The organism is Paenibacillus sp. FSL E2-0201 (genome assembly GCF_037963325.1).
Taxonomy (GTDB): domain Bacteria; phylum Bacillota; class Bacilli; order Paenibacillales; family Paenibacillaceae; genus Paenibacillus_AQ.
Window position 1 is genome coordinate 4,149,305 of the sequence record NZ_CP150154.1, and the last position, 25,030, is coordinate 4,174,334.

At 38.7% G+C, this 25,030-nt stretch carries 23 protein-coding genes and 1 pseudogene; 3 read left to right on the forward strand and 21 right to left on the reverse strand.

Annotated features, from left to right (window positions below):
- Positions 1-16 precede the first annotated feature (16 nt).
- From NSU15_RS18885 to NSU15_RS18930, 10 genes are all read right to left on the reverse strand, one after another.
- On the reverse strand, positions 17-1,528 hold the full coding sequence (locus NSU15_RS18885) for an S-layer homology domain-containing protein (RefSeq protein WP_339287235.1): 1,512 nt from the start codon (positions 1,526-1,528) through the stop codon (positions 17-19).
- Between the two features lie 149 nt (positions 1,529-1,677).
- A complete protein-coding gene (locus NSU15_RS18890; protein ID WP_042129085.1) occupies positions 1,678-2,370 on the reverse strand; it encodes a response regulator transcription factor in 693 nt (230 codons plus the stop codon).
- The gene (locus NSU15_RS18895; RefSeq protein WP_339287237.1) at positions 2,348-3,847 is read right to left on the reverse strand and encodes a HAMP domain-containing sensor histidine kinase; all 1,500 of its coding nucleotides are present in this window, start codon (positions 3,845-3,847) and stop codon (positions 2,348-2,350) included. The genes NSU15_RS18890 and NSU15_RS18895 overlap by 23 nt, the downstream gene beginning before the upstream one ends.
- A gap of 267 nt (positions 3,848-4,114) precedes the next feature.
- Complete coding sequence (locus NSU15_RS18900; RefSeq protein WP_339287239.1) at positions 4,115-4,957, reverse strand: sugar phosphate isomerase/epimerase; 843 nt, start codon at positions 4,955-4,957, stop codon at positions 4,115-4,117.
- 221 nt (positions 4,958-5,178) lie between these two features.
- Complete coding sequence (locus tag NSU15_RS18905) at positions 5,179-6,267, reverse strand: DUF1648 domain-containing protein (protein ID WP_339287241.1); 1,089 nt, start codon at positions 6,265-6,267, stop codon at positions 5,179-5,181.
- Between the two features lie 959 nt (positions 6,268-7,226).
- Positions 7,227-7,367, reverse strand: coding sequence for a hypothetical protein (locus NSU15_RS18910; RefSeq protein WP_339287243.1), 141 nt, complete (start codon positions 7,365-7,367; stop codon positions 7,227-7,229).
- A 259-nt stretch (positions 7,368-7,626) separates the two neighbouring features.
- Positions 7,627-9,360 (reverse strand): AAA family ATPase, encoded by a 1,734-nt coding sequence (locus NSU15_RS18915; RefSeq protein WP_339287245.1) that lies wholly within the window; start codon positions 9,358-9,360, stop codon positions 7,627-7,629.
- Between the two features lie 389 nt (positions 9,361-9,749).
- On the reverse strand, positions 9,750-10,406 hold the full coding sequence (locus tag NSU15_RS18920) for a hypothetical protein (protein ID WP_339287246.1): 657 nt from the start codon (positions 10,404-10,406) through the stop codon (positions 9,750-9,752).
- Between the two features lie 77 nt (positions 10,407-10,483).
- Positions 10,484-12,469, reverse strand: a complete 1,986-nt coding sequence (locus NSU15_RS18925) for a DUF3732 domain-containing protein (RefSeq protein WP_339287248.1) — start codon at positions 12,467-12,469, stop codon at positions 10,484-10,486.
- A complete protein-coding gene (locus tag NSU15_RS18930) occupies positions 12,469-12,969 on the reverse strand; it encodes a three component ABC system middle component (protein ID WP_339287250.1) in 501 nt (166 codons plus the stop codon). The genes NSU15_RS18925 and NSU15_RS18930 overlap by 1 nt, the downstream gene beginning before the upstream one ends.
- Before the next feature lie 226 nt (positions 12,970-13,195).
- On the opposite strand from NSU15_RS18930, the gene NSU15_RS18935 reads away from it, so the two are divergent.
- On the forward strand, positions 13,196-14,416 hold the full coding sequence (locus NSU15_RS18935; protein ID WP_076119303.1) for an IS256 family transposase: 1,221 nt from the start codon (positions 13,196-13,198) through the stop codon (positions 14,414-14,416).
- Positions 14,417-14,468: 52 nt separating this feature from the next.
- Here the strand turns inward: NSU15_RS18935 and NSU15_RS18940 are convergent, their stop codons facing one another.
- The 4 genes from NSU15_RS18940 to NSU15_RS18955 all read right to left on the reverse strand — a co-directional run bounded on the left by NSU15_RS18940 (position 14,469) and on the right by NSU15_RS18955 (position 17,591).
- Positions 14,469-15,497 (reverse strand): ABC-three component system protein, encoded by a 1,029-nt coding sequence (locus NSU15_RS18940; protein ID WP_339287251.1) that lies wholly within the window; start codon positions 15,495-15,497, stop codon positions 14,469-14,471.
- A gap of 208 nt (positions 15,498-15,705) precedes the next feature.
- Positions 15,706-16,641 (reverse strand): recombinase family protein, encoded by a 936-nt coding sequence (locus NSU15_RS18945; RefSeq protein ID WP_339287253.1) that lies wholly within the window; start codon positions 16,639-16,641, stop codon positions 15,706-15,708.
- A complete protein-coding gene (locus NSU15_RS18950; protein ID WP_339291397.1) occupies positions 16,638-17,075 on the reverse strand; it encodes a recombinase family protein in 438 nt (145 codons plus the stop codon). Before NSU15_RS18950 ends, NSU15_RS18945 begins: the two co-directional genes overlap by 4 nt.
- 219 nt (positions 17,076-17,294) lie before the next feature.
- Positions 17,295-17,591, reverse strand: coding sequence for a DUF6809 family protein (locus NSU15_RS18955; RefSeq protein ID WP_256721703.1), 297 nt, complete (start codon positions 17,589-17,591; stop codon positions 17,295-17,297).
- Between the two features lie 109 nt (positions 17,592-17,700).
- Here NSU15_RS18955 and NSU15_RS18960 point away from each other — a divergent pair, with 109 nt between their 5' ends.
- Positions 17,701-17,922, forward strand: a complete 222-nt coding sequence (locus NSU15_RS18960) for a helix-turn-helix transcriptional regulator (RefSeq protein ID WP_076285355.1) — start codon at positions 17,701-17,703, stop codon at positions 17,920-17,922.
- A 72-nt stretch (positions 17,923-17,994) separates the two neighbouring features.
- On the opposite strand, the gene NSU15_RS18965 is transcribed toward NSU15_RS18960, so the two are convergent.
- The 3 genes and pseudogenes from NSU15_RS18965 to NSU15_RS18975 all read right to left on the reverse strand — a co-directional run.
- Entirely contained in the window at positions 17,995-18,489 is a 495-nt protein-coding gene (locus NSU15_RS18965) for an effector binding domain-containing protein (protein WP_339287256.1), read from the reverse strand.
- A 40-nt stretch (positions 18,490-18,529) separates the two neighbouring features.
- Positions 18,530-18,676, reverse strand: a complete 147-nt coding sequence (locus tag NSU15_RS18970) for a hypothetical protein (RefSeq protein ID WP_339287258.1) — start codon at positions 18,674-18,676, stop codon at positions 18,530-18,532.
- Positions 18,677-18,754: 78 nt separating this feature from the next.
- Positions 18,755-18,814 (reverse strand): annotated as a pseudogene (locus tag NSU15_RS18975) (hypothetical protein); the annotation flags it as partial.
- Between the two features lie 334 nt (positions 18,815-19,148).
- Between NSU15_RS18975 and NSU15_RS18980 the strand changes: the two are divergent.
- Entirely contained in the window at positions 19,149-20,357 is a 1,209-nt protein-coding gene (locus NSU15_RS18980) for a GNAT family N-acetyltransferase (RefSeq protein ID WP_339287260.1), read from the forward strand.
- A gap of 96 nt (positions 20,358-20,453) precedes the next feature.
- Here the strand turns inward: NSU15_RS18980 and NSU15_RS18985 are convergent, their stop codons facing one another.
- The 4 genes from NSU15_RS18985 to NSU15_RS19000 form a co-directional block, all read right to left on the reverse strand.
- Positions 20,454-21,371 (reverse strand): BadF/BadG/BcrA/BcrD ATPase family protein, encoded by a 918-nt coding sequence (locus NSU15_RS18985; RefSeq protein WP_339287262.1) that lies wholly within the window; start codon positions 21,369-21,371, stop codon positions 20,454-20,456.
- Positions 21,372-21,499: 128 nt separating this feature from the next.
- Positions 21,500-23,062, reverse strand: coding sequence for a glycoside hydrolase family 3 protein (locus NSU15_RS18990; RefSeq protein ID WP_339287264.1), 1,563 nt, complete (start codon positions 23,060-23,062; stop codon positions 21,500-21,502).
- A gap of 17 nt (positions 23,063-23,079) precedes the next feature.
- The gene (locus NSU15_RS18995; RefSeq protein ID WP_042129097.1) at positions 23,080-24,222 is read right to left on the reverse strand and encodes a DUF1343 domain-containing protein; all 1,143 of its coding nucleotides are present in this window, start codon (positions 24,220-24,222) and stop codon (positions 23,080-23,082) included.
- 99 nt (positions 24,223-24,321) lie between these two features.
- Positions 24,322-25,029: a PIG-L family deacetylase gene (locus NSU15_RS19000; RefSeq protein WP_339287266.1), complete on the reverse strand. Its 708-nt coding sequence runs from the start codon at positions 25,027-25,029 to the stop codon at positions 24,322-24,324.
- Between the last annotated feature and the right edge of the window lies 1 nt (position 25,030).

Below are 25,030 nucleotides of genomic sequence, written 5' to 3' on the forward strand. Positions count from 1 at the left end.
TTCCTGTGAATTATCCTTAATTCGAAGTTAATGTTGCTTGGGATGTTGCCCATGCACCCAACGGTGTTACAGTATACACTGTGCCTGCAGCCAATTTGCCATTATTCGTAATATCGAATACACCTACCGCACCTTTACGACTGGAGAATTTATACGTTGCAGCCAATGTGTCTCCGTTTGGAGCAGTTAGTTGTACACTACGACCCGAAAATAATTCATCCCCAGGATCTTGAGCCAAAGTTACATTAATGGATGTTTCGCTGACAGCTTCCGCACCGGAGATTTGCAGTGGCGCTATTTCTTTCGCTTCAAATGATGGATTTGCTATATTGGCCCAGTCGGACGTTACGGTATATTTCACACCCGGTTTCAAGACTTGTCCTTCAGGCAGCCGAAATTTCGGTTCAATCTTACCATCTGTTGATTGTGTGAATGGGACATACTTGGCAACGATAGATTCTCCACCTTCCGGAGTTATCGTTACTTGTCTGCCTTGCATGGAAGAAATGATTTGATACGTGATGCCGTTTGCTTTATTATTCTCATCCAAAACAAATGCGTTAGCACCACGACCACCACTGTATGCAGAGATGACATATCCATAATCAATAACGCCATTTGTTTTCAGTGCTTCAATCTCGAAGGTATCGTTGGTTACCTGAGTGGTTGTCGTCATATCCACCTTCGCTGAATTTCCTACAAATGATCCTGCATTCTTACCTTTGTACGTTAAATTATAATTTGTTCCAGCTTTTTGTACCGATGTAGGAACGATGTACGTTGCAATGGAGCCCGTTTTCAGGCGAGGCATATTCGTCAAGGTTAGACCATCATTGAATACAAAATCTTCTTTCGCTTTAGCAAACACTTCATTCTCAGCAGTCAATGGCGCATCCAATGTCACGATTAATGTAATTTCATTGATCGATTTTATACTTGTAATTTGAGCTTTATCGGAAGGCACTGCTTTACGAGCTGTATTCAGTAAGGCTGCGACTTCTCCGCGTGTTGCGGGTTCAGGAGTGGAATTCAATTGATTTGCCCAGTAGTTAACCGATAAGACATCACGCTTTAACGCCTTTGATACTACTTGTACAAGTTCTGCATCCGTTACCGTTTCTTTAGGGTTGAATTTACCTTCTTCCGTCTCCATTATCCCTAAACCAACAAGTGCTGATGCATATTGGTAATACCATACGTTTGAATTCACATCGGTGAATGAAGCATCATTCTCCTCGGAACCTTGTAATTTAAAGGTCAATGCTACCATTTTCGCTAATTCTGCACGAGTGATTGGATTGTGTACACCCATCGATTGATCTGCATACCCCTGCAACACACCCAGTCCTACAAGTGCTTCAACGGCTTCTTGAATTTCTTTGTCTGATACCTTCGATGCTACTGCGGATATCCCTATGTTGCTTGATGCAGGTGCTGCTTGTACATTTAACACCGCAAAGGGTAAAGAGGTTGTGCCTAGTGCTGCTGCGACCATTAATGCTGCTGCTTTTTTAGAAACTATTTTCACTGTATTTCCCCCTCAAGTATCATTAAGTTAATAGTTGCTCATGTCTATAACTGAATGATAAAGGAAAGAAATAAACTCTCCAGAAACGATTTATTAATAAAGTATTAACTGGATATTAAAAATATCGAAAATCGTCAAGGATAGCGCCATTACACCGTAAATCGGTATCCCGCACCCCACACCGTTTCAATATATTGTGGATTCGAGGGATCTGACTCCAGCTTTTCTCGAATTTTGCGAATATGAACCGTCACTGTTGCGATATCCCCGCTGGAATCCATTCCCCAAACCCGTTCGAATAGATCATCTTTGCTAAACACCCGATTCGGATGACTCGCTAAAAAGACCAGTACATCGAACTCCCGCGCTGTAAACAAAACCTCTTGATTACGCACAAACACCCTGCGGGAATTTTTATCGATATGGACTCCGCGAATTTGAATCTCATGCTTCTCCATAGGTTCCAGCTTACTAAGCATGCGTTCATATCTTGTTAGGTGCGCCTTCGCTCTTGCTACTAATTCACTTGGACTAAAGGGCTTCGTTATATAATCATCCGCTCCGAGATTAAACGCCCGAAGCTTATCGATTTCTTCTTTTTTCGCAGATACGATAAAGATCGGTACTTCCTTCGCCTCCCTGATACGGCGGCATAATTCAAAACCATCGATGCCAGGTAACTGCAAATCTACGATAATAAGATTGTAATCCCCTTCCAGAGCCTGCCCAAGCCCTTCAGAACCTGTATGACATATATCAACGGCAAAACCGTTCAGCTCAAAATAATCTTTTTCCAATTGTGCTATCGTTGCCTCATCTTCAATAATCAGAATCCGTGTCATGCGACTGAAATCCTCCTTCGTCGGTCGTTCGCTTTAAAGTAAAGAACAGACTTGATCCCACACCTGGTTCACTTTCCATCCATATCGCTCCACCATGTCCTTCAATAATCTGACGAGCGATCGCAAGACCAAGTCCACTGCCGCCTGTCGATAAGCTTCGAGAAGGCTCCGCACGATAAAACCGTTCAAAGATATGTGGAAGAGCTTCAGCATCAATGCCCATTCCATTATCCTTCACTGCAACCGTCACCCATTCACTATCAACTTGCAGAGAAAAACGGATTAAAGGCTGAGGTTTGTCCATATACTTTAGCGCATTTCCAATTACGTTCAGTAATACCCGTTTTAATTTATCCAAATCTGCAAGAACCTCAATACGTTCGGAGGTGTGATTGTCTAGCTGAAATGAAACTCCTTTATTTTCGTTATTGTAGCGCATCTCTTCGATACAGTCCTCAAGGAATGCAGTAATATCAACAGCTTCGAACGAAAATGGAACCTGATTCAAATCCAGTTTGGAATATAAGAACAATTCATCAACCAATTTATCCATTCCAATAGTCTTGTTATAAATAATGTCGACGTACATGTCCATCTTCTCAGGTGTATTGGCGACGCCATCTCTTATGCCCTCAATAAAGCCTTTAATATTTGTGATCGGAGTCCGCAAATCATGTGAAATATTTGAGATTAACTCTTTTCGATTCTCCTCATATTGCAGACGAAGGTTCACTGACTCTTGTAACCTCTGTCTCATCATTTCGAACGCTTTATTTAACTCCCCTATCTCATCTTTGGATTGCAGGTTAAGCTCAAATTGAAGGTCACCCTCTTGAATTCGTTCTGCGGAGTCCCTTAACTTGTTCAGTGGTTTAATAACACTTCGTGTAATCCAGCGATATAATAGCAGATTCGCAACTACAAGCACGCCAATTAATATCAATGAAAAGATTGGTAGCAGCCTCCGTGTGAGTTCCGCAAATGGACTATGCTCTTTGATGACGAAAACACTGCCTTTCGCCCCATCTGAATATTTAAAGTCAAATTTGGCATAGCCATAAAATCTTTCTTTAATATTAAATGTGTTACGAATCTGATAGTTATTCAGATCGTAAGGTGGTAAAGCATCCTTTAATTCAGGTTGATTGAAGGTGCGTGATTCAAAAACGGGGTCATTCACTCGCCTTACAAATAGTCCTGCTTTCTCGGTCTTTAGCTTAAAATCATACTCCAGTAACAAATCCTTGTTCTGCAATTCATCGGGGTCATGCTTTGCTAAATACTTTAATTCTAAAAAAATCGATTCTTCTTGCTCTGACAACGGATTTAATTGATAGTGCACTTTATAAAAATCCCGAAGACTGTGAACATCTCCTGTAGAAGCAATTGTAAATAAAGCTGCCGTCATTACGATCATAAGTAAACTAACGACTAGCATTCCCGTATAAGATAACAGTAGTTTTATCCGAATTGACACGACTTCTCCCCTCTCACTAACAATGGAGCCGCTAAATAATCATCTCTGTATTTTAGTGAAATACTATCACATGGGGAGAGCGTTTGCTAACAGAAAAAAACTTCTACCAACACTTCGGCAGAAGTTTTTATAGAACTTAATTTACGCGAGATCATCAAATGATATATAGATTGATCTGATGATTTTCCTATTTCGGGTTGGTCGTGACTCCAGAGAATGTTTGGAATTCCAGCACTTTTCCCTTTTTTGAATATTTTCAAGTTTAATCTATATTGATACGTTTTCCAGTGATGAGAATACTTTATCGAAGCCTGCTTTAGAACGAGAAAATAATTCAGATGAACTTTGCGCGGAAGCCGGCGCCAGAACTTCTTGGGCGATCACACCGGTATACCCCATCTTTTTCAGGCTTACCAAGAATCCTGTGAGATCAATAGAACCTTCTCCTGGATACAATCGATCGAAATCTAACAATTCCTCTATCGGTAGAGGTTTAGCATCATTAATATGGACATATGCAATTTGATGCGGTTGTAATTTCAGCAGATCCTCACTCGTTAATCCATTCGTATGCCAATGGTAAGAATCCAATAACAATCCGATGTTCCTTACTTGAATCGTCTCCATCCAGCTCAACGTATCTTGCATCGTCCAAATCAGTGGATTTGCCCATTGTGTACGTAAGTGATGAGGGCCTACGAACTCTAATGCTAATGTAATTCCATAAGCGCCTAATATTTCCGCGCATAGTCTTAAACGTCTTGTGGCTGCAATCATAAAAGCTGCGACCGGAAGATCTGTTGAAGGTAAAATATATGTACAACATGTCGTACAATTTAATGCAGCAGCGGCCTCAGCCATTTGGGTAAGCGATTTCAACCCTTCCCTGAAGCTATCCTCTGTCGTGCGCCAATCTACCACTAAACCAAATGATCCTAGCATGATTCCATGGCTTTCTAGCAATTGAACAGCCCCATCCTTACCATACTGCTGCACTAACTCCAATGGATTTGCGTCTATCGACTGAAAGCCGAATTGGCTCGCAAGTCTGATATATTCTTCATTAGAACTGAGTTCACCCAAGCCTGCTGTTGTTAATCCTCTTATCATCGTCGTTCTCCTCCTTTATGACTAATTATCAAAATAGACAATAATTCTAGAAATATTATATTATGTCCAATAATTAATAGCGGTCTACTCGCTAAAGTATGATGAACATTAAGGTGATAAATATATAGGATATACCACATAAGCTGGTCGCGGAATATCCCGGTTGTTAATTTGATCAAACTTGCTGATTTAAATCAATTGCTCAATAAGAGTTTGCCTTGTTACCGCACCACAACTAACAGTACAATAATTCCGAGCCAAAACAGCCAGCTTACTGGGTGACCGAAATTTAATCCCCAGCCGACTCCGAGCCTTTTCTTGACGATTAGGTTTGGATCTTTGCTATTGAAATAAATCATACCTAATAACCATTTATCATCATCATGGACAGGTCTGACATTGGAGCTATCGGCAGATCTCTCCAAGCGGCTTTCGCTCTGACCAGCCCAGAACGTTAAGGCGAAGGCGTATAGGATGATAAGGGCTATTATGATTAGGATAATAGGGATAGCGAAATTCATGTTGAGCAGAGATATCATGTTTAGTTGCACGACGGAAAACAGGATAACTATTAAGAAGCTTGCTGTAATCATAAAATATGACCAAGTACGGCGGTAAGTTACGTCTTGTCTGATGGAACGATTAGGATCAGTGGGTTGAACCTGCTGCTTCACTCTGCGAATACTCCAATTCTCAAATATAAACAAAAGTGTTACCAACACTTGCATTATCGTAGGCATAAACACAGAACTATAAGATTTAGCTACATAGCCGTCTACGTTCCAACTGCTGTCGTAATGGATCGGAATCTGATCAGGAATCAGATCGTAGTTACGTAGCACAGTTACAATAGTAACACCAATAATTAAAACATGAATGAAGAACCAATTACTAGACAAGCCTATGTTTCTTTTCCGAAATTCAGTGTCCACTGCCATGATCGATGGTTCCAGAGCAATAGGCAGCATAGGTAGTAAACTTTTCATTTTGAAATGATAGCTAATGTTTATGACTAGGGAGATTACGACCATGGCGAGTGAATAAGTGACAATGATCCAACTTTGTTGCATGGAATGTTCGTCACCGTATATTAGACAGATGATACAAACAATGAATAGGATAGTATGCAAGGTAGTACTAATCCAAGCATATGACTTCCGCATCTGGCGCAGAGGCTCACTATGGAATTGTACAGGGCTGACGGTGACCCCAAAATTAATCGTCTCTCTTGATAAATAAGGCATGCTTACCATGAGTACAATGGCAGGTACAAATACAAAGATCATTACTATAACAGGCATTATCGTCATATCATTCGCCTCCTCTCATGCATAAGTATGTATTTGAAAACTCTATAGCATATCCTATTAACTTAGGATAGTTAATCGACTTGAACATAAATTTAATTATAATCGATTTTAGTGATTATAGGGCTTAAATTAACAATTTATCCAGTTTTTTTGCTATGCAGAGCTACTCATCTGACAACTGAATTATGGCAAGTACATCTATTTGAAATTCTGTGAGAAGGTAATGGACAGGTTTTCGGATGAAGGGTGGGATAACCAGCAGTAGCAAAATTGGGCGAAATGCTCGCCTCGGATCTGAATGGTGCGGATTGCTGCGTCAGAGTATAAATAAGTTCTTCCATGCATGTTTTATTGCATCAATTGGAAGATTATTAAGATTGCTAACTATACTTAAAAACAAAAAAATCCCACCAATATTTATATTAGCAGGAGTTTTATAAATTGATTCACGCGAACATCCCATCAATGGGAGGTACGTGTGGGTCAATAAGTAGCGACATTTAATAGATATGAGCAGGTTGTGGGATTGTTTACAAGAGCTGCTTCTGAACAAGGGATCAGTTCACCGGTTTATGTATGTTTTACACAGATATGTTGACTTATCCTTAATTAATTTATTGGTATCTTCGAGTTATTATGGAAATTTACACCTTTTCAACTTGTTGAATTATGCATTATTTTACAATAGTGCATGGGCCACTACCTTTTTCATTCGTTTTCCTCCCTTCAACGAAAAAAAGCCGATTGCGCTATAATTCAGGCATTCGGCTTTTAAAGAATATTTATTAGGAAAGAGAGCATTCGTTGAAGGACACTCTCTTGGACAAGTATTTTTTTCTTTCAAAAAATAGATTAATATCATCTTTGTATAAGATCTCTTGATTCCTCTAGTTTACAAAACGATCTGAAATATTGTGCACAAGAAAATCCAACCGAAACATCATCAATAAAAGCCAAAGCTACCAGTTCATTCGATGATGGAAGATTATCTTCACTTCATCTATGGTAATTCCTACTCCGTTAAAAGCATCATTGAGTTTAACTAGATCTTCTGCATCAGTTGTATTCGCCCATCGGATTTTGATTGTCTTATCATTCATGGTACGAACCCCCAGTAATACTAAAGATTAAAGTTTACAATATCTTTAGTGTATTTTCGTTAATTTCGTATAACGTTGTTGATTTCACGACAGACGTCCACCTTAGATAGCTCTTATCTTAGGTGGACGTCTGTGTTGGTGAACTTATTTCTACTGTATAATCATCTTCCAACCAAGGGCGTGTGCCCGCTGCGTGAAACTTGTGTTAGGAGATGTTATTGTCAACTTAAATTACTAATTATTTTATTTAGGTGTTGTATTATTTCATTTTTTGTATTAATTCTGTAATTATCTTAGGAATTCTTTTATAAGATTGCGGTAATCCATTTTTAGATATTCCACTTAACGCTTTCATTAGTATATTAATATCTTTGATTTTTTCTGAATTTTCTAACAAAAGCTTATTGGTTGTTCTTTCTTTTGAAGATATGTTTAATTCTTCCCAATATTGAGCTTTTCCTTGAGAAGTTGAAATAAGATCACACTCTAGATTATATTTCATGCACACAATATTATAATCTTCTAGAAAATTAAGAATTTCGGTATGTTTATTGTTTGATAAATAATCTTCAAATTTTACAACTGACGATTCTTTCTTTGTTAAGTTTTTTAGAAATTTCTTCTTATTCAAATTGCCCTTGTATTCAGGAAAACCATTTACATCTCTACTCTGATCTAATGAGTTATTCTTATAATTTGTAAAAAAATCTTTATCAACTACCATCATCCTTGGGATTTTTAATTGTTCTAATAGATAATAAGGATATCTAAAGTTTTTAACTCCTTCTAAGTTAAGAATTGAAATCCCATTTTTTATTGTGTCAATGTTATACCTCGCTAGTAGATGATCTATAACTTGTGCATCATTTTTACTTTCTGCTAATATAACAATTTTCGAAAAAAAGAACTCACTGTTTCTATAATTAAAAAACTGGTAGTAACTAAACTCTTTTATCCCGTTGTCTTCAAAAAAGCTTTTAGAAAGTTGATATAAATTACTTTGAACATTTTTTTTATTATCATACTCTCTTTTCACCAATATTACCTTATGATGATCTAATTGATCAATAATTATTGGAGAATGAGTTGTTAATAATAGCTGATTAATTTTCGAATTTTCTTTCATATTCAATATTAGTTCTTTCTGTGCTTGAGGATGTAAATTAATTTCTGGTTCCTCAATTCCAAAGACTACATTAGAATGCCTTAATTCTGCTAAAATTAAATGCATAGAAATGATTGACATACTTATTACGCCACTTCCGCAATCTTTTAGATTAAAGTCTCTGTTAAGATCGTTAATCTTCAATTCAATATCATTTAAAATAATAGAATAATCTATATTCCCTTTAAACTGCACCTTAAAAGTAAAATTATGGGTTAGTAAATAATATTTATCAATATTACTTGCTATATTTTTTAATATTCTTGATTCTATTACTCCTAATTCGTTTTTAAGTCTCGGTGAAATACTATCTCTACTTTCAGTTTTTGCTTTTAATGTTTCCTCTATTACTTTTTTAAATAAACTTTCTGTAGCAAAATCGACATCATCTATAGTTCGTTCTACTGGTATATATACGAATTGTATATATTTATCTATATAAATTAGAACTTCATGATTTTCCGACAAATTTTCAAAAGTTATACCTGATTTATAGCTGTATGTACGTTTTTTTGTTTTATAACTGTAGCGAAATCTAATTGTTAAATTAGAATTATTTATATAATCAGCAAACATTTCCTTGGTCTTGCCGCTAATTATACTAAACGTTATTATAATATCAGTATATTGAGTCTTTGATGCATGCCTATGATCCTCATCTTCAAATGCTTTCCTCTCGTCTTCGAAATTAAAGAAAGAATTTATAGCTCTTAAGAGTGCCGATTTACCCACATTGTTTTCTCCTACTAAAGCGACAATGTCCTCTACACTAACATGAGCTTCTTTAATAGACCTAAAATTTCTCACAATGATGTTATTAATTTTCATGAAATCCTCCATTCTATTGTCAAGCTCTTAATTTCGTCAAAAGTGTCTTCTGACCAAGAGAACCATTTGTGATGTGCGTGTTTCAGCAGATACGGTGACTTTTTCTTTGGCTAATCTATTGGGTAAATTTTCAGTTGTCATGGGACATCACTTGGTACACACCCTGATAAAAAGATAAAACTAATATACCTCACTGTAACAAAGCCATGCCTAAATAAAATATAAAATCAATTTTTAAGAATAAGTGATTTTGATTTTTTTAAGAGCTGCATTTATGATGTAAAGCTCATCATCTTGACTCACATTAAATAACGCAAAATTAACAATTTTTCTTGCATTCGCTTATATTGTCAAATTAGGCTCTTCCTTGAGCAACTTGGAATAATAAATTAGAGCGGCAAATGATTTGTAAATGTTTTTCTCTCAATGTGTTCATTGTATATTCCTTTTTGAGAACTTGATAAACAGTCCCATATGGTTTTTACTCTCCAGTCCTCCATATCAAACAATTGCTGCTTATCCCTATTTCTTTTCATAGTCATTTTAAAATGACTTTTCTTGAACTTAATACTGTATTTCTCTAGCCTCCAAATAAGAGTAGTTAGTTGTTTTGGAGTAAATGCACTATTTTCTTTAAAATATTTGATGAAATTCTCAATGTCAAAATCTTCATCCACTTTTGACAACTGAACAAGAGAATTAATTAAATCTCGTTTTTTTGCATCTGTCACCAGCTTATTTCTATCTTGATTAACTTTTTTCTTTGCGTCTTTATTAGTCAGCTTTTTACCTGATTGATCAAGAACACTAATTTCAAACTTGTTTACGCACTCAGAACCGATCTGTAATGTATTTTGATTATGAATATTAATAATTTCAAATTGGTATCGAATATTAGGATGATCACATAATTCACACACTTCATCAGGTGTTTCAACATCGTACATGTTCCCTTTATAAACCCACTCATCTAAAGCTCTACGAACATTATTTTTTTCCTTGCTAACAGGAAATATATTATTTTTCACTCTTTCTGTCCAACCCACGAACATCACCTTGCCCTCTGTGATTTCTTAAGGATTTTAGATTTATTGAAATAAAATTATTCTTAAATTCTCAACCTCTATGAATACCATTCTTCCGGTATTAACTTTTTTCCATTTCTCCATTCAACCACTTCATGAATACCTTCAATATCACCATAAATGTCACTATCTGCATGATCAAGAATGATGCACTGCCAGGCTCCCTTTTTAGACACAACCGATTCAGCGATGGTTTTGAACATACTCTTCACCGCACTAATATCCTCGTTATCATATTCAGGATCATAATCAACATCAGGATCAATTCTCTTTAATTTTGGAAAATAGACTTGACTTGGTTGATCAAATATTACAAAGCTAGGAACACAAGATGGTTCATGCTCTAGAAAGTATTCTTGCAAAGAACACATTAAGGCAATATGAAAAGAGACCCAATTTGATGCGCTACCAACTTCAGCAAGAAAATGCCAATGTTCATCATTACTCAAAACAGATATATTAAGATCCTTGACGCTAAATTTTGGAGCAATCTTTCGATATTTATCCTCTACATCAAGAGTCTTCAAGTGTTCCAAAATACGTTGAGATATAATTGCAGTTGCATTATCAATTCTTTGTAAGACTTTACCATGATCTACCTTCTTAATTAACTCACTATATTCTGTTTCGAGAATAGAAATTTGCTCCTGCAAATCTCCTCCATCAACAAGTCTTTCAAATGTTTCAATCGATGCTTTTAGATGACCTAGAAATAAAAACATATTTTTTTTGCGTTGGAATTCTTCCTGTGCACTTTTATCTCGAGCTATCAGCAAATCAAATCGTCTTTGTAATTTCTCTTTTTCATCTAGAAGGTTCTGTAAATCTAATTTGATTCTTTCCTCTTCCCTTGAAAATGAAGTAGGAATTTCTGCAACACTTCTAGATTGATCTTCATACTTTTTAAATGCAGCAATAACCTTCGGTAGCTCTGACCTGGATTTCGGATGTTCAGAACTTCCACATGCTGGACATGCCTGAGAATCTATTGCCACACTTTCTAACCATTGTGAAATATGAAGTCTATCTGCTCTTTTTCGCTGAGAATCTCCATAGCCAAGGAATCCTGATTTCAAACGTTTAACATCATTCAACCTTTTTTTCATTAAACCTATCTCAATACTAATTCGTTCCTCTTCAATCTCAAGCTCAACAACTTCTTTATTTGCTGTTTCGATATTATCAAGTTTGGTATTTGAATATTCAGGTATATTTTCAAATATTTGCTTAGCCGTAACTAACAAGTCATCCGGATCCGTCTCATCTGAAACTTCTTCTACTAAAATTCCGTATTCATGTGCTATTTTCAAATGACCAAGCATATTAGCCATCCATGAAGCTGAAACATTCTTGACTTTATCAAATTCTTTTTTTAGTTGATTTAATCTTTTTTCTACATACTGAAGGCGTTGCCTTGCTGTTAAAACGTCGATATTTTCAGCTCCCAATATAAATGGAAACCAATTTCTAAGTCTTTCTCGATGTTCATGAGCGTGTGTCTTATAAAATAAGATGTTTTGATTAGCCACAATGTCTTGGTTTTGAAAAACTAATGCCATCAAGTCTCGAAATCCGAGACGAGCTTGATAACTTTCTTTTTCATCCTCCCCTCCATTCAAACTGAAATATGGTACAGATGCAATTACATTTAAAATATGCTTTATACCATCAGATTTTTCATTTGGCTCCTCAATTATAGGGGGAATACTTACAACTGAACCTCTAGAGAGATAAAATTCATTTGACACCCTGTTCCCATTTGGAACTTTTCTTGAAATCAAAACTTGTTCATGTTCCGTTTGAATAAGGACACCATACCAAGATACATAATCACGTATTGTATCTATTGGAATAAAACAATCACTTGATGCAAGACAATAATCAATAATAGGTATAATGGCAGATTTCCCTGTACGAGATGCTCCTGTAATTACATTTACTTTCCCTAATTCAAAAGGTACTATTTGAGGAGCAAACCCCTGTGATTTTGGCCAAATAATTAATTTTAATATTTGAAATTTCATTAGAACACCACCTTAAGATATGCCTCGATAGCATGAAGATCATGTTTAGAAAACCATTTCCCCAATATCTCGGCTTTCTCTCCTTCTCGCTTTATTGTAGTTTTCAATGCTTTTCCACGACCAGGTTTATTTAAATTGCGAGGGTACAATTTCCCGCTTTCCATGTCCCACATTACCATTCCTTCCGCAATAGCAACATCAATTGCAGCAAGTGTATACTCTCTTTTATCTCTTATTCTTTGTTGAATAGATAATAATATATCGGAGTCTTTTGTATTTTCAAAACTCCTAACATACGATTGTAGATCTGCTCTTTGATTACTGATAGGTTTGAGTAAATCTTTGTTTGTTAAAATAGCAATGGCAACAAAATGTAGAAGACCAATAGGAGCATCTCCATGTGGGTGACCATCGCAATATCCTCGAGTGAATTTCCAAATAAAATAAGCTCCAATAATTGGTGTGTTCCAAAGTTTCACTTCTTCAACCAATTTTCCCAAGATCAAATCCCCTCTTCCTTAGGAAATATTTTATCCCAATTTGGATGCCAACCTAAAATTGAATCATCAGCTAATGCGTGATAAGCACCAGGGATCGTTGAAGGAGGTGGGGTCATATCTCTAATTGTTTCTGCTCTTGATTTGCAGTCAACTGAGTCTGTAAAATATATTGTGTAAACTCTCAAACCCATTAAAATGGAAGTAAGAGAAAGGTTGGGGAGAACACATGGGACTTTGGACAAAACAGCAGTTACGGGAATTTATTAAGGAAAACAATTTGGTAAGCGCACAGGATGCGCAGAATGCTCTAAAAGAGCTGTTTGCGGAGACGATTCAGGAGATGCTGGAAGCCGAAATGGATACTCATTTGGGCTATGGAAAGCATGAGGTGAAAGCGAAGCTCACGCCAAACAGCCGTAACGGAAAGAGCCGTAAAACCGTAGTCAGTGAGTATGGTGAGCAGGAAATCGCTATTCCTCGGGATCGGTTGGGCGAGTTTGAGCCCTTGGTCGTCAAGAAGCATCAGTCGAATGTAACGGGCATCGAAGAACAAATTATTGCGCTGTATGCGAAAGGGATTAGCACCCGAGAAATTCAGGACCATTTAGGGCAGATGTATGGTATTGAGGTATCTCCAACGCTCATTTCCAATGTCACGAACAAGATTGTGCCTCTCATTAAAGAATGGCAGAACCGGCCTCTGCAAGGGGTCTATGCCGTCGTCTATTTGGATGCGATCCACTTCAAAGTCAAGCAAGATGGGGCCATTATCAATAAGGCTGCCTACATGGTCATTGGCATTGATCTGGACGGAAACAAAGACGTGCTGGGGATGTGGATTGGTGAGAATGAGTCCTCCAAGTTCTGGCTGAGTGTGCTGAATGAACTGAAGAATCGCGGGGTTCAGGACATTCTCATTATCTGCGTGGATAACCTGTCCGGATTCTCTCAAGCGATTGCCGCCTGCTATCCTCAAACGGAAATCCAGAAGTGTATTATTCACCAAATCCGCAGCTCCACACGGTACGTGTCGTACAAGGATATTAAGAAGGTAACAGCCGACTTAAAGCCTATTTACAAGGCAGCTACCGAGGAAGGTGCCTTGCTTGAACTCGACCGTTTCGAGGAAGTTTGGGGAGCGAAATATCCCCTCATTATCCGTTCCTGGCGGACCAATTGGGACGAACTCGCTACCTTTTTCAAGTACCCGCCTGAGATCCGCAAACTGATTTACACCACCAATATGATTGAGAGTTACCACCGTCAGCTTCGTAAAGTGACGAAGGGAAAAAGCATCTTTCCCACAGATGAGGCGCTACTAAAAATGCTCTATCTGGCCACCGTCGACGTCACTCGGAAATGGACAGGACGTGTCCAAAACTGGGGGCAAATGCTGCTCCAGCTGTCGGTCTTTTTCCCCGATCGGGTCGGTCAACACTTGCGTTAAATTCGCGACTTCCCCCTCGGGGGAATCTGTGCTTAAAAGAGTTTACACAAAATTATTGACAGACCCAGTCAACTAGCAGTAATTGGCCTCGCTCGAAATCACCTAATTTCTTCTCTGTAATTTCTATTCTTTTTCTTTGATTTCCCCAAAATTTTGTCAATCTATCTTCAAAATCAAGAGCAATTTCATCGTCGATGATTTCATTCGCTATCCACTTCTCAAAGTTTATATCTGCTCTCAAATAATCGGAAATAGCATCAAGTATTTCATTTTCATCCAATTCAATTGACTCAAGTTGTCTTAAATATATTGGGCGGTTTTTAACATGTTTTTGAACATTATCGTGCTCTTTAGAATAATGCATCGTAAAATCAATAAGTTCTCTGCAACGAGAACGATCAAATATCACCTTAAACTGCCGGTCAAATTCTTCCCAACTAATGGTTGCGCATTTATGAGCCACTATCTTTTCTGTTATTACTTTTTGTACCCACCCACTAAGATTCTCCATGAGAAACTCAATTTGACCCTCTGGAACATGCTTTCTTTGGATCTCAATCCTCACTTCTTCATAGCCTGCACCATTTCCAATTTGCAGTTCAAATCGTTGAATTATTTTAAATAACAATGCCTCATTTCTATTCACTACAAAATCATAATAGGTCCATATATCATGATCTGATTTTATATCACCAAGCTTTTTCTTCGTGTATTCAAGAGCACTCTGAATGTCCGAGCGATATTCTGCAGAACTAAACTTATTAACAATACCTTCTCTTCCAGACCGATTAGTATATAGAAGAAATTTAGTTTTCTCTACATCAATGAACCCATCTTTTATTGCTTCTATCCAATTTGAAAATGTTTTCCACAAATCAGTTGATTTGTCTGTTAACGGATTACCTACTATTGAAGATTTATCTTCTTCGGCAAGCAGTTCTCCATCTGATTTCAAAGTTGCCACATCTCCTAATACTTCAACACAAACAACATCTTTAGGAGCACTCCTGAGTAGATGATAAAGTGCACGCGGATACTGCATAGAAAACCCTAATAACTGACCAGGTGCATTTGATTTCATATATATAAACCCCCATCAACTGATAATTATCTGGTTCCACCTAATTATTCCCACATTATACATTCTACAAAATAAGACTATTTCCTCTACAAAATTTAACGACTTCTATTCTATAGGTCATTTGATCTATGCATGTAAAATAGCGAACCTCTGGAGAAAATTCCAGAGACTCGCTATTTCTAACTATTCTCTACACATCCTTTACATATCACCTATAACAAACCGTCAACTCCACCCGATTCCCTTCCCTATCATACACAATCCGCTCCACTAGCTTCTTCAACGCCCTATTCTTCTCTTCACTTGTCACCGCAGCGCTCCACAACTCCCTAAACTCACCTATCCGATCATATATCTGCTCCACAGTCGGATAATTCCCTTCATCTACTACTACCTTCCGCAAATCCTTCAACTCTTCCTCCAGCTTCTGTATCTGCCTTAACCGGATAGCTTTACGCTCCAAAAACACTTGCTTCGTAAGCATATCCTCTTCATACGATTCATACAGCTTGTCCAATGCCCGCTTATGCTTTTTCAACTCCTGCTCTTTGACCTCAATGATCGTCTGCGTATCATTATAACGACTTCCATACAATTCAATCTCCCGTAAAATGTTTGGGTCTACATGAATAATCCGATCAAACAGAGCATTAAAAAAATCAGCATCCATTACCTTCCCGCGCTGATCGCATTTGCTGCCATCTTTGTACTGGTGATAGCACAATGCACTCCAGTGCTGTCCCTGCTTCTTGTTCTCACCTACTCTAAATCTCATCCGAGAACCGTATTTCTCACAATACAGCAAGCCTGACAAAGGAAAAATGTTACGCCTTGAATTGGGGTTCAGCATTCTGTTCTTAAGCAGCCGCTCCATAATCGCTTCATGTTCTTCCGGCGTTTTCAGCTTTTCATGTGTTCCCATGACTTTAATCCGCTCTTCTTCGGGTACAAGCTCCAGCTGACCACGCTTGGAACGGGTTTTTCCATAAGTAATGTAACCCAAATGGATTTCGCTTGCCAGCAACCGTTGAACCGTAATATTTGACCAGCCCTTGTTCTTTCCATCAGGCTTAATGTTGTATGGCGTGGGTATCTTGTTATCCGTCAACCAAATGGCGATATGACCAAGGTATGTTCCATTCAAATCCTTTCAACAATCGCTCGATAAATCGGACGCTTTGTTTCATCCACCAATACCGACCTTGTGTTCTTATCGTAGTAGTAAGGAAACGGCGGATTTCCGTTTGTCCACATGCCTTTCTTAGCTCCTACCTCTTTCCCCTGCTTCATTCTTCGCTTAATCGTTTTGTACTCTATTCGGGCAAAAATAGACATGAAATCAAAGGATACATCGTCATTGTCTATTTCCAGATCGTATATCTTGTTTGGTGTGATAATGACCGTTTCTGAGTTTAAGAATGTATCTTTAATGAGTGCCCAATCCTTGTTTTCTCCACGCCCTAAACGGTCAATATCCATGACCACTACTCCATAATAGAGCTTGTCTTCAACATGCCGAAGTAACTTCTGCATTTCCTTACGGGACTCGATCTTTTCCCCAGAGGCCAGTTCTTGTATAGCCTATAGGTCCAGTTTCGATTCTCGACCAATGTACCTGATGCTCAATGCTTGACTGCTCATTTTCACTTAAAAGCTGTTCTGGCATTGTTGTTCACCTTTCAGTCTAACCTGATTGCTTCCATGGATATTTCTGCTTGTAATCCTAATCTATTTTGCCATGAAATAAACCCCAAAAAAACCGAAGCGTATTTACACCCCGGTTCCTTTACTGACTTATTATATGCCATCATAAATAGAATCTTTATCACCACTAAATACATCAATCATCATTAATGCTCCTATTTTATAACCTTGGATAAAAGATAATGCTGAATGCAAAGAGCTTGAGTCACTCTGTAAATCGAATAACTTTTCGACTTGGTCAAAATCTTCCTCGGATAACCTCTCTTTGAGCATCTCCAAAAAATTAATGATTTTCTGATTAATCTTCTGCAATTCCGGATCACTTGGCTTAATTAACTCATTTGGACTCAATCTTCCATAATAAAAATCCTCCAAAATGATCACCATCATGCCTCCTTCCGCAACTAATACTCCTAACACGTATAAATTTTATGCGAAAATCGCATAAATAACAATATGCAATTTTCGCATAAAGTAAACTTGGCTTGGGTGATGAGCATTGTACACAAGAATCCGCGACTTACGCGAAGATAAAGATCTGACACAGCAGCAAATGGCTGAGCTTTTACATATTACACAAGCCACCTACTCCCGTTACGAGAATGGAAATCTGGATGTTCCGAGCGCCGTTTTAATTACGCTAGCTAATTTCCATAAAGTAAGCATCGACTATATTTTAGGTCAGACAGATAACCCTAAGCGCAATCCCAGCAAAAAATAATAATCCGCAGCACAAACAAGCTTCTGTGATATTCACAGGAGCTTGTTCACGTCTAGGCTAAAGCATAAATAATTACTTCAATGCTACAAACAAATCAATCTCATTCTCTAGACTTTCTGGTTTATATCTCTCATCCCAAATTTCAAAATCATAATCCTTTGGTTCATTTCCAGTTTCTCTAATCCATTGTCCATATACATAGTCATATGAACGACTGAGTTCGGATTCAAGTCCCTTATGTGTGTAAGTAACATACTTACTCTCACCGACAGCATGACCTATCATATCTAACGGAACATCTCCTTGTTTACTTACTTCGTAACAAAGAATATGTGTAAACTTATCGACCTGAGGATTAAAATCGGAATTCATAGGATAAATCTGCATTAAAATCACATTCTCATTTTTCTTGTTTTGAATTTCGTCTTTTCTTTCCATTAGACAATGATAAATGCTCTTACCAAGACCAGACTCAAACGCTTTAATATCTGCTTCAATTTCGTAACCTACAACATGAAAAGTGGGTAGTGTTACTACTTTAGCTTCCAGAAAATCTCCTCCATTCAATGAGTAGGATTATCACAACATTAATCATACAAAACTTCAATCATTTTTCTTGTCTTACATAAATAACTTCTGCCTGCTCAATAGATTGTGCGTCCAGTTGACTGGCCGTATTCTGAAAGGTCAGTATGGTGTTCGAGAGCAATTTATCAATGATAGAATGCACAGATTCATTGGATTCAACATCCAAATAGCCAACATGCGGCGTATTTTCTGCTTCCGCTGATAAACGGATTTTCAGTGCAGGGAAACCATCTATTCCTAGCGACCTGCAAAAACGAACAACCGCCGCACTGCTTGCCTCCGCTTTCGTTGCTAAATCATGTATGGTCCTTTAGCATTTGCAAGAATGTACTCCACTACTTTTTTCTCTGATTCTGGCAATTCAATTAAGTCGGTTTATCATTCTTCTTTTTAAGCTGCGCCTTCATTTGTGCGCTTTGTGCTTGTAATTGCTCAGCCGAAGTCGCTATTTTCCTAATCCTCATTTAGACTATATTGAGCAATCTAAATTTTGTATCACTTCTATGATTCCACACGTTCCTTTTATTGACGAATTTTTCTTTCAATATTAAACTGTAAATAAGAAATTAAATTCCAAAAAATCGTTTTTTTCATTTATTAAATTTATCCCAACATTACGGCGCAGGAGGAAATGAAAGATGACGACGACACCAAACATCATCGTAATGAACCATCCAACTAGAGAGCAGCTTGAAAATATTTACGATATTTTAGATGAATGCTTTTCCGTAGGCCGTGCTTTTTTCCAAGAAAGATTAGACCTAGACACCACATATGATCCAGATACAACATGGTTTGCGATGGTTGACGATAAGATTGCATCTAATGTACAAATTTTCCCGTTTCATATTAGAGTCGGTCAAGCGATCTTGAAAACGGGTGCAATGGGGAGTGTCGGTACAGATCTAAATTACCGCGGGCTGGGGCTTGCACATAAAATTCTTCATGCGCAGACCAACTATATGAAAGAAACCGATTATGATATAAGTTTGCTTTTGGCTAGCAAGCATGCGTTTTATGAAAAGGCTGGCTGGAGACTTATTCCGGAGACTGCTTTCGCAATTGAAAAACCTGCAAGTTTGGAGCAGCAGCAAAACAGTGATGAAATCATTCCTTTTGAAACATGTTATCTCGATGATATCCGTTTCATTTATGAACAATTCAATAAGAATCGTACCTACACCGTGATCCGAAGTAGAACGTATTGGAATGATTTATTGACCTGGCCGGAATGGAAGAAAGTTGACTGCTTGCTCCTTCGCAGAAATGGAAAAATCGTCGCTTATGGCATCATTGAAAAGAAAGATACTGAACAAGTATTTATTAATGAATTATTGTATTTGAACGAAGCCGAAAACGGCGTTGAAGCTTTGTTTCATGCCTTATGTCAGCTGCGCCAAAATGCAAAACAAATATTAGCGATGCTCCCAGAGGACCATAAGCTATATTCCTATTACCAACAGCATCAAGCAAATTCAATTCAAATCAATATGGCGATGTGGAAAATGATCAATCTCAGTTCAACTTTCCATAAGCTTCAGCCTGAATTAGAAGATCGCCTAAACCGTAGCAACATAATTGCAGACCAGGAGCTGCATATTGCACTTCGCAGCAATGAGGACTGTATCTACTTGGATTATAAGCAAAAGCGGCTTTCTGTTTCCGATGCTACTAATCATACCAATCCCTATACTTCAATAGAAGTAGATGAACGCGAGCTAATGACTTATATCATGTTCGGCTATAATGAAGCAGGCGCAGCAAAGGACAGTACTGAGCACGCTAACATCCTTCAAGCTCTATTTCCGAAACAACAAGCCGTGTTTTATTTGACAGATAAATTTTAAGCCATTTTTGATTCCTACCATTTTAAAATAAGGGTGTGTCGCAAGTCCAACTGCTCGGACTTATGACACACCCTTATTTTTGCTTAGCGACAAAAACTAGTCGTTGTTCATTTTTGATCTTCCTAACAGGACAGCACCGTAGGCTGCATCCTTAATCGGCAAAATCAGCTTTGTTTGCGGGTAGCTCTGTGCGAGCTTTCGCTCCAAGGCTTCTTTCACAAAGCGAGACTTTTGCAGCACACTTCCTGCAATCGCAATCGGACTTTTATATAGCTTAAGCCGTTCAATAACAGGCACAACAAGCTCATATAGATTGGCTGCACATTTCTCCGCTAACGCTATTGCATGTGCATCGTCCTTCTCGCATGCGGTCGTCATAATCGGTGCGAGCTGCGCAATATCTTTTTTCGTCGTATTTTTATCATAAACAAAGCCAATGATCTCTTTCACAGTGCTTAATCCAAGCTGCTCATATACCATCGCTGGGATGACCGTATCGGTTATTCTTCCGTCCTCCACTTGAACTAATACGGATAATAGATCGCGCCCAATGCTATAACCGCTTCCCTCGTCATCAATCAGATGACCAAAGCCTCCTGTGCGATGCTGCTCTCCTTTTTCATTGACCCCAAAGCAAATCGATCCTGTACCGGCAATGAGAATGATGCCTTGCATCGCATTTTGTGCCCCGTATAATGCGGCTTCTTGATCGCCTGTAATCGTTAATGGCCCGATATAACCGTTATTTCTCACATGCTGCTCCAAAAAATTAATGACCAGCGGATTACTTATTCCTGCCGCACCTATACATATATGAGCAATTTCTTGTAAATTACCGCAGTAGAGCTTCATTTGACTAAAAATTTCCTCAAAGGAGGCGGCAATAGCATCAGCATCACCACCGTTATAATTAATAGGCCCTACAGTAAAGGTGAATAAAGCGTCTTCCTGGTCATGCGTAATGGTGACAGCTGTTTTCGTGCCACCCCCATCAATTCCAACGATAAATGCCATACCTATGTCCCCTTGTTGTACTTTTTTCAAAGATAAGAATTTATATGTTTAACGCGATATATTATCCTTATTTTTCTCGCAGAAACGCTTGCCGTCCTTGAAAGGACGCCGAAGGCTTTTATGCTTGTCTACATCTGTATCGTAATATTGGCGGTGGGTACAACCTCACCATTTAGGATTGGAAGGAGTGATTTGAATGCATCAAGTGTATACTCAAATGCCGCAATTCCGCAAAACTCGCCTTCGATTAACGGTAAATCATACGGGCGACCTAATGTAATGGCCGTTACTTTGCAGCCTGCTGCCAGCAGCTTCTGAACAAGCGCAAGCTGACCTTTGTTTTCACGCGCATTGAACAAGCCGATTACAATATGCTTGTAGCCTTGTACCTTTGGCAGCGCAGCGTTGATTTGCTCCTCGCTCGGGTCAATGTCGATAATCTCATAAGCTGTATTAAAATGCTCCCCCATATATTGCGGAAAGCTAAGAGCCTGATTCAAGCTGCTGGACGCAAGATCGGTGCGGTATGAATAGGAACCCATAAATAACACTTGCTCGTCACCGGTATGAACGGGCTGGAGCTCACCTTTAATGAGGCAGATCGTTTCCGTACGCATTAGCTCATTTGCTCGGCGATGTACATCGCAGCCAACTAGTTCATAATCTAGCTCCTCAATCGTCGCATATTGTGCTTTATAAGCTAAAATTTTTGTAACAGCTGCATCAATTAGCGCTTCATCCAAATCACCGGTGGCTATAGCTTCTTCAATCAAATGAACTGCTTCCTTCACTGTCTCAGGAGTATGACTAATGAATACCAAGTCAATACCTGCTTTAACAGCTCCTAACGCTCCTTTTGCTGTACCATAGTATCGTTTGATCGCGTCCATTTCTAAACAATCCGATACAACTAACCCTTTATATCCTAATTTTCCTTTTAATATCTCTGTAATAATGGTATGAGACATAGTTCCGGGCACACCGGATTTTTCAATTTTCGGAAATAAAATATGTGCACTCATAATTGCTTGAGCGCCTTGCTCAATTGCGGCCTTAAACGGCAGCAGCTCAAGCTGCTCTAATTCCTCAAGTGTTTTTTCAATGGTAGGCAAGCCAATATGTGAATCGACATTTGTATCACCATGACCTGGAAAATGCTTAAGCGAGGACATGACGCCTCCATCGAGCAACCCCTTCATCATTTGAATTCCATACTGGGATACTGTTGCAACAGAATCACCATAGGAACGAACATTTATGACTGGATTCAATGCATTATTGTTAACGTCCATAACTGGAGCTAGATTAAAATTAATACCTAATGCTTTCAATTCTCTGGCAGTCATTCTGCCTGCTGCATACGAATTTTCAGGTCGTCCTGAAGAAGCAATTGCCATGGCTCCAGCAACATTGGTCGCGTCTTTAGGCATACGAGTGACTCGACCACCTTCTTGGTCGATCGTAATAAAACCTGGGATACCAGTATGTGTCGTGTACCATTGCTGCAGCTCAGTAACAAGCTCGCCTAATTGATATTTATTTTCGATATTATGTGAGAATAAAATAATATTGCCGACTTTATAATGCTCAATAACTTCCTTCAGCTCAGGAGTGATCTTGGTTGAAGGGAAGCCTGTTACGAACATTTGTCCAATCTTTTCGCGCAAGCTCATATGTTCTATTGTTCTCATCAATTTTTCACCTTCCTCTAGCGATATAAATGATACTGCTGTGTTATTTCTGCAAAATGCTTGCTTTCCGCTGCAAACTGTTCAAGCAGCTGCTTGGCTTGCATATTTTCCGTACGATACATGTTGTCTCCCCCCAGCAAATCGATAAATGGACGAGAGCCCTCCTTCACAGGAGGCAGGAATGAAAATTGCTGGTACAAATCTCTTATCGTAAATAATAAGGTTACCCCAACTTCTAAAGGCCTCAGCACTTGGAGATCTGTAATGTAAATTTGTACCCCGCCGCATAGCTCGCCACAATGTTTAGATGACGTTGGCTTGAAATGAACTGGATGAAAAAGCACACCTGGGATACCTTTTGCATTCATCTCATCTGCCAATTGCTGCGCTTGAATGAACGGAGCACCAATCATTTCAAACGGGAACGTTGTGCCTCTTCCTTCCGAGCAGTTCGTGCCTTCAAATAAACATGTTCCTGTATATAATAACGCTGTTTCATATCGTGGCATTCCAAGTGAAGGATGAACCCAAGTTAATCCTGTATCCGGGAAGGACATGCTCCGTTCCCAGCCTTCCAAACGAACGACATGCAGCGATGCATTCCAATTCATTTGATCATTTGCCATCGTTGCTACCTCACCTGCTGTTAAGCCGTATCGCACGGCTAGCTCGTAATTTCCAACAAATGATTTGAAGCCGGGCTTCAAGACATTCCCTTCTACCGTTACCCCGTTAAGCGGATTAACACGATCAAGAACAACAAATTCTACACCTGCATTTGCACAATCTTCAAGTGCATACAGCATCGTATAAATAAATGTGTAATAGCGTACACCAACATCTTGAATATCGTATACAATGATGTCTACTTCATTCAGCATTTCTTTTGTTAAACGCTTGGAGTCTTTACGGTACAAGCTATAGACTGGAACATTCGTAAAAGGATCCATGTAAGTGTCTACTACTGCCCCTGCATCCAAATCTCCGCGAACGCCATGCTCAGGTGAAAACATCGCAGCAAGATTAAAATTTTCATGTAATATAGTAATCGTTGATGCAAAATCCTTCGTAAGACCTGTCGGCGCTGTAATCAATCCTACGCGCTTACCTTCGAACAAATAACGATAATTCGTTATAGAATCAATCCCATTTAACACCATATGAAGCTGCCTCCTAGCTGCTTTTTTTGCATAAATGGATAGAACAAGGGAATGTTTCCTGCTATACATAGAAACACTCCCTCTTAGCTAGTTGAATAGTTACCAAAGACTAGACTGCCTAACCTTCACCGTTTCAGCAGGCACCATAAATGCTTCTGCATATGTCTTTCTTGCTTCACAGCCGCGAACAACTGCTAGTGCTTTATAGTAATCCATGTATTTGAAAGATTTGCTATTTGTCACAAACCAATGCTTGCTTAAAGCATCTATCCATAGATCAAATGCCGCTTGATCGAAATCCACATATACGTAAGGGACATAATCAACCGCATCCTCCCAGTTTTCGGAGTAATATAATCTTACTGCAAAGTGCGCGGGGAGCGCTCGTTCAAAGGATGATAGACTTGCGAAGAAACGGGCATCATTTACGATATGATGCGTTAGCGCATGGTCCTTATGCATACTGTTTTTCCAGTGTGTAATAATAATGTTAGGCTTCACGCGACGAATTACATCACAAACCTCCATACGAATTTCTTGATTGTCAGGCAACTCTCCGTCACAATAATCATCGAATACAATGGCTTCACCGCCTAGCATATCCGCAAAAACCTGTGCCTCTTTCACTTTTTGCTGACGATAATCCTTCATATCCTGTCCTGCCGGAACCCCTCGTTCACCCGCAGTTAACGCTAGTGTCACAATGCGATCTCCCTTTAAACTATGACTAGCGAGCACACCACCAGAAGCTAGTTCCACATCACCAACATGCGCTCCAATTGCTAATACTGTGAATTTTTCGCTCATC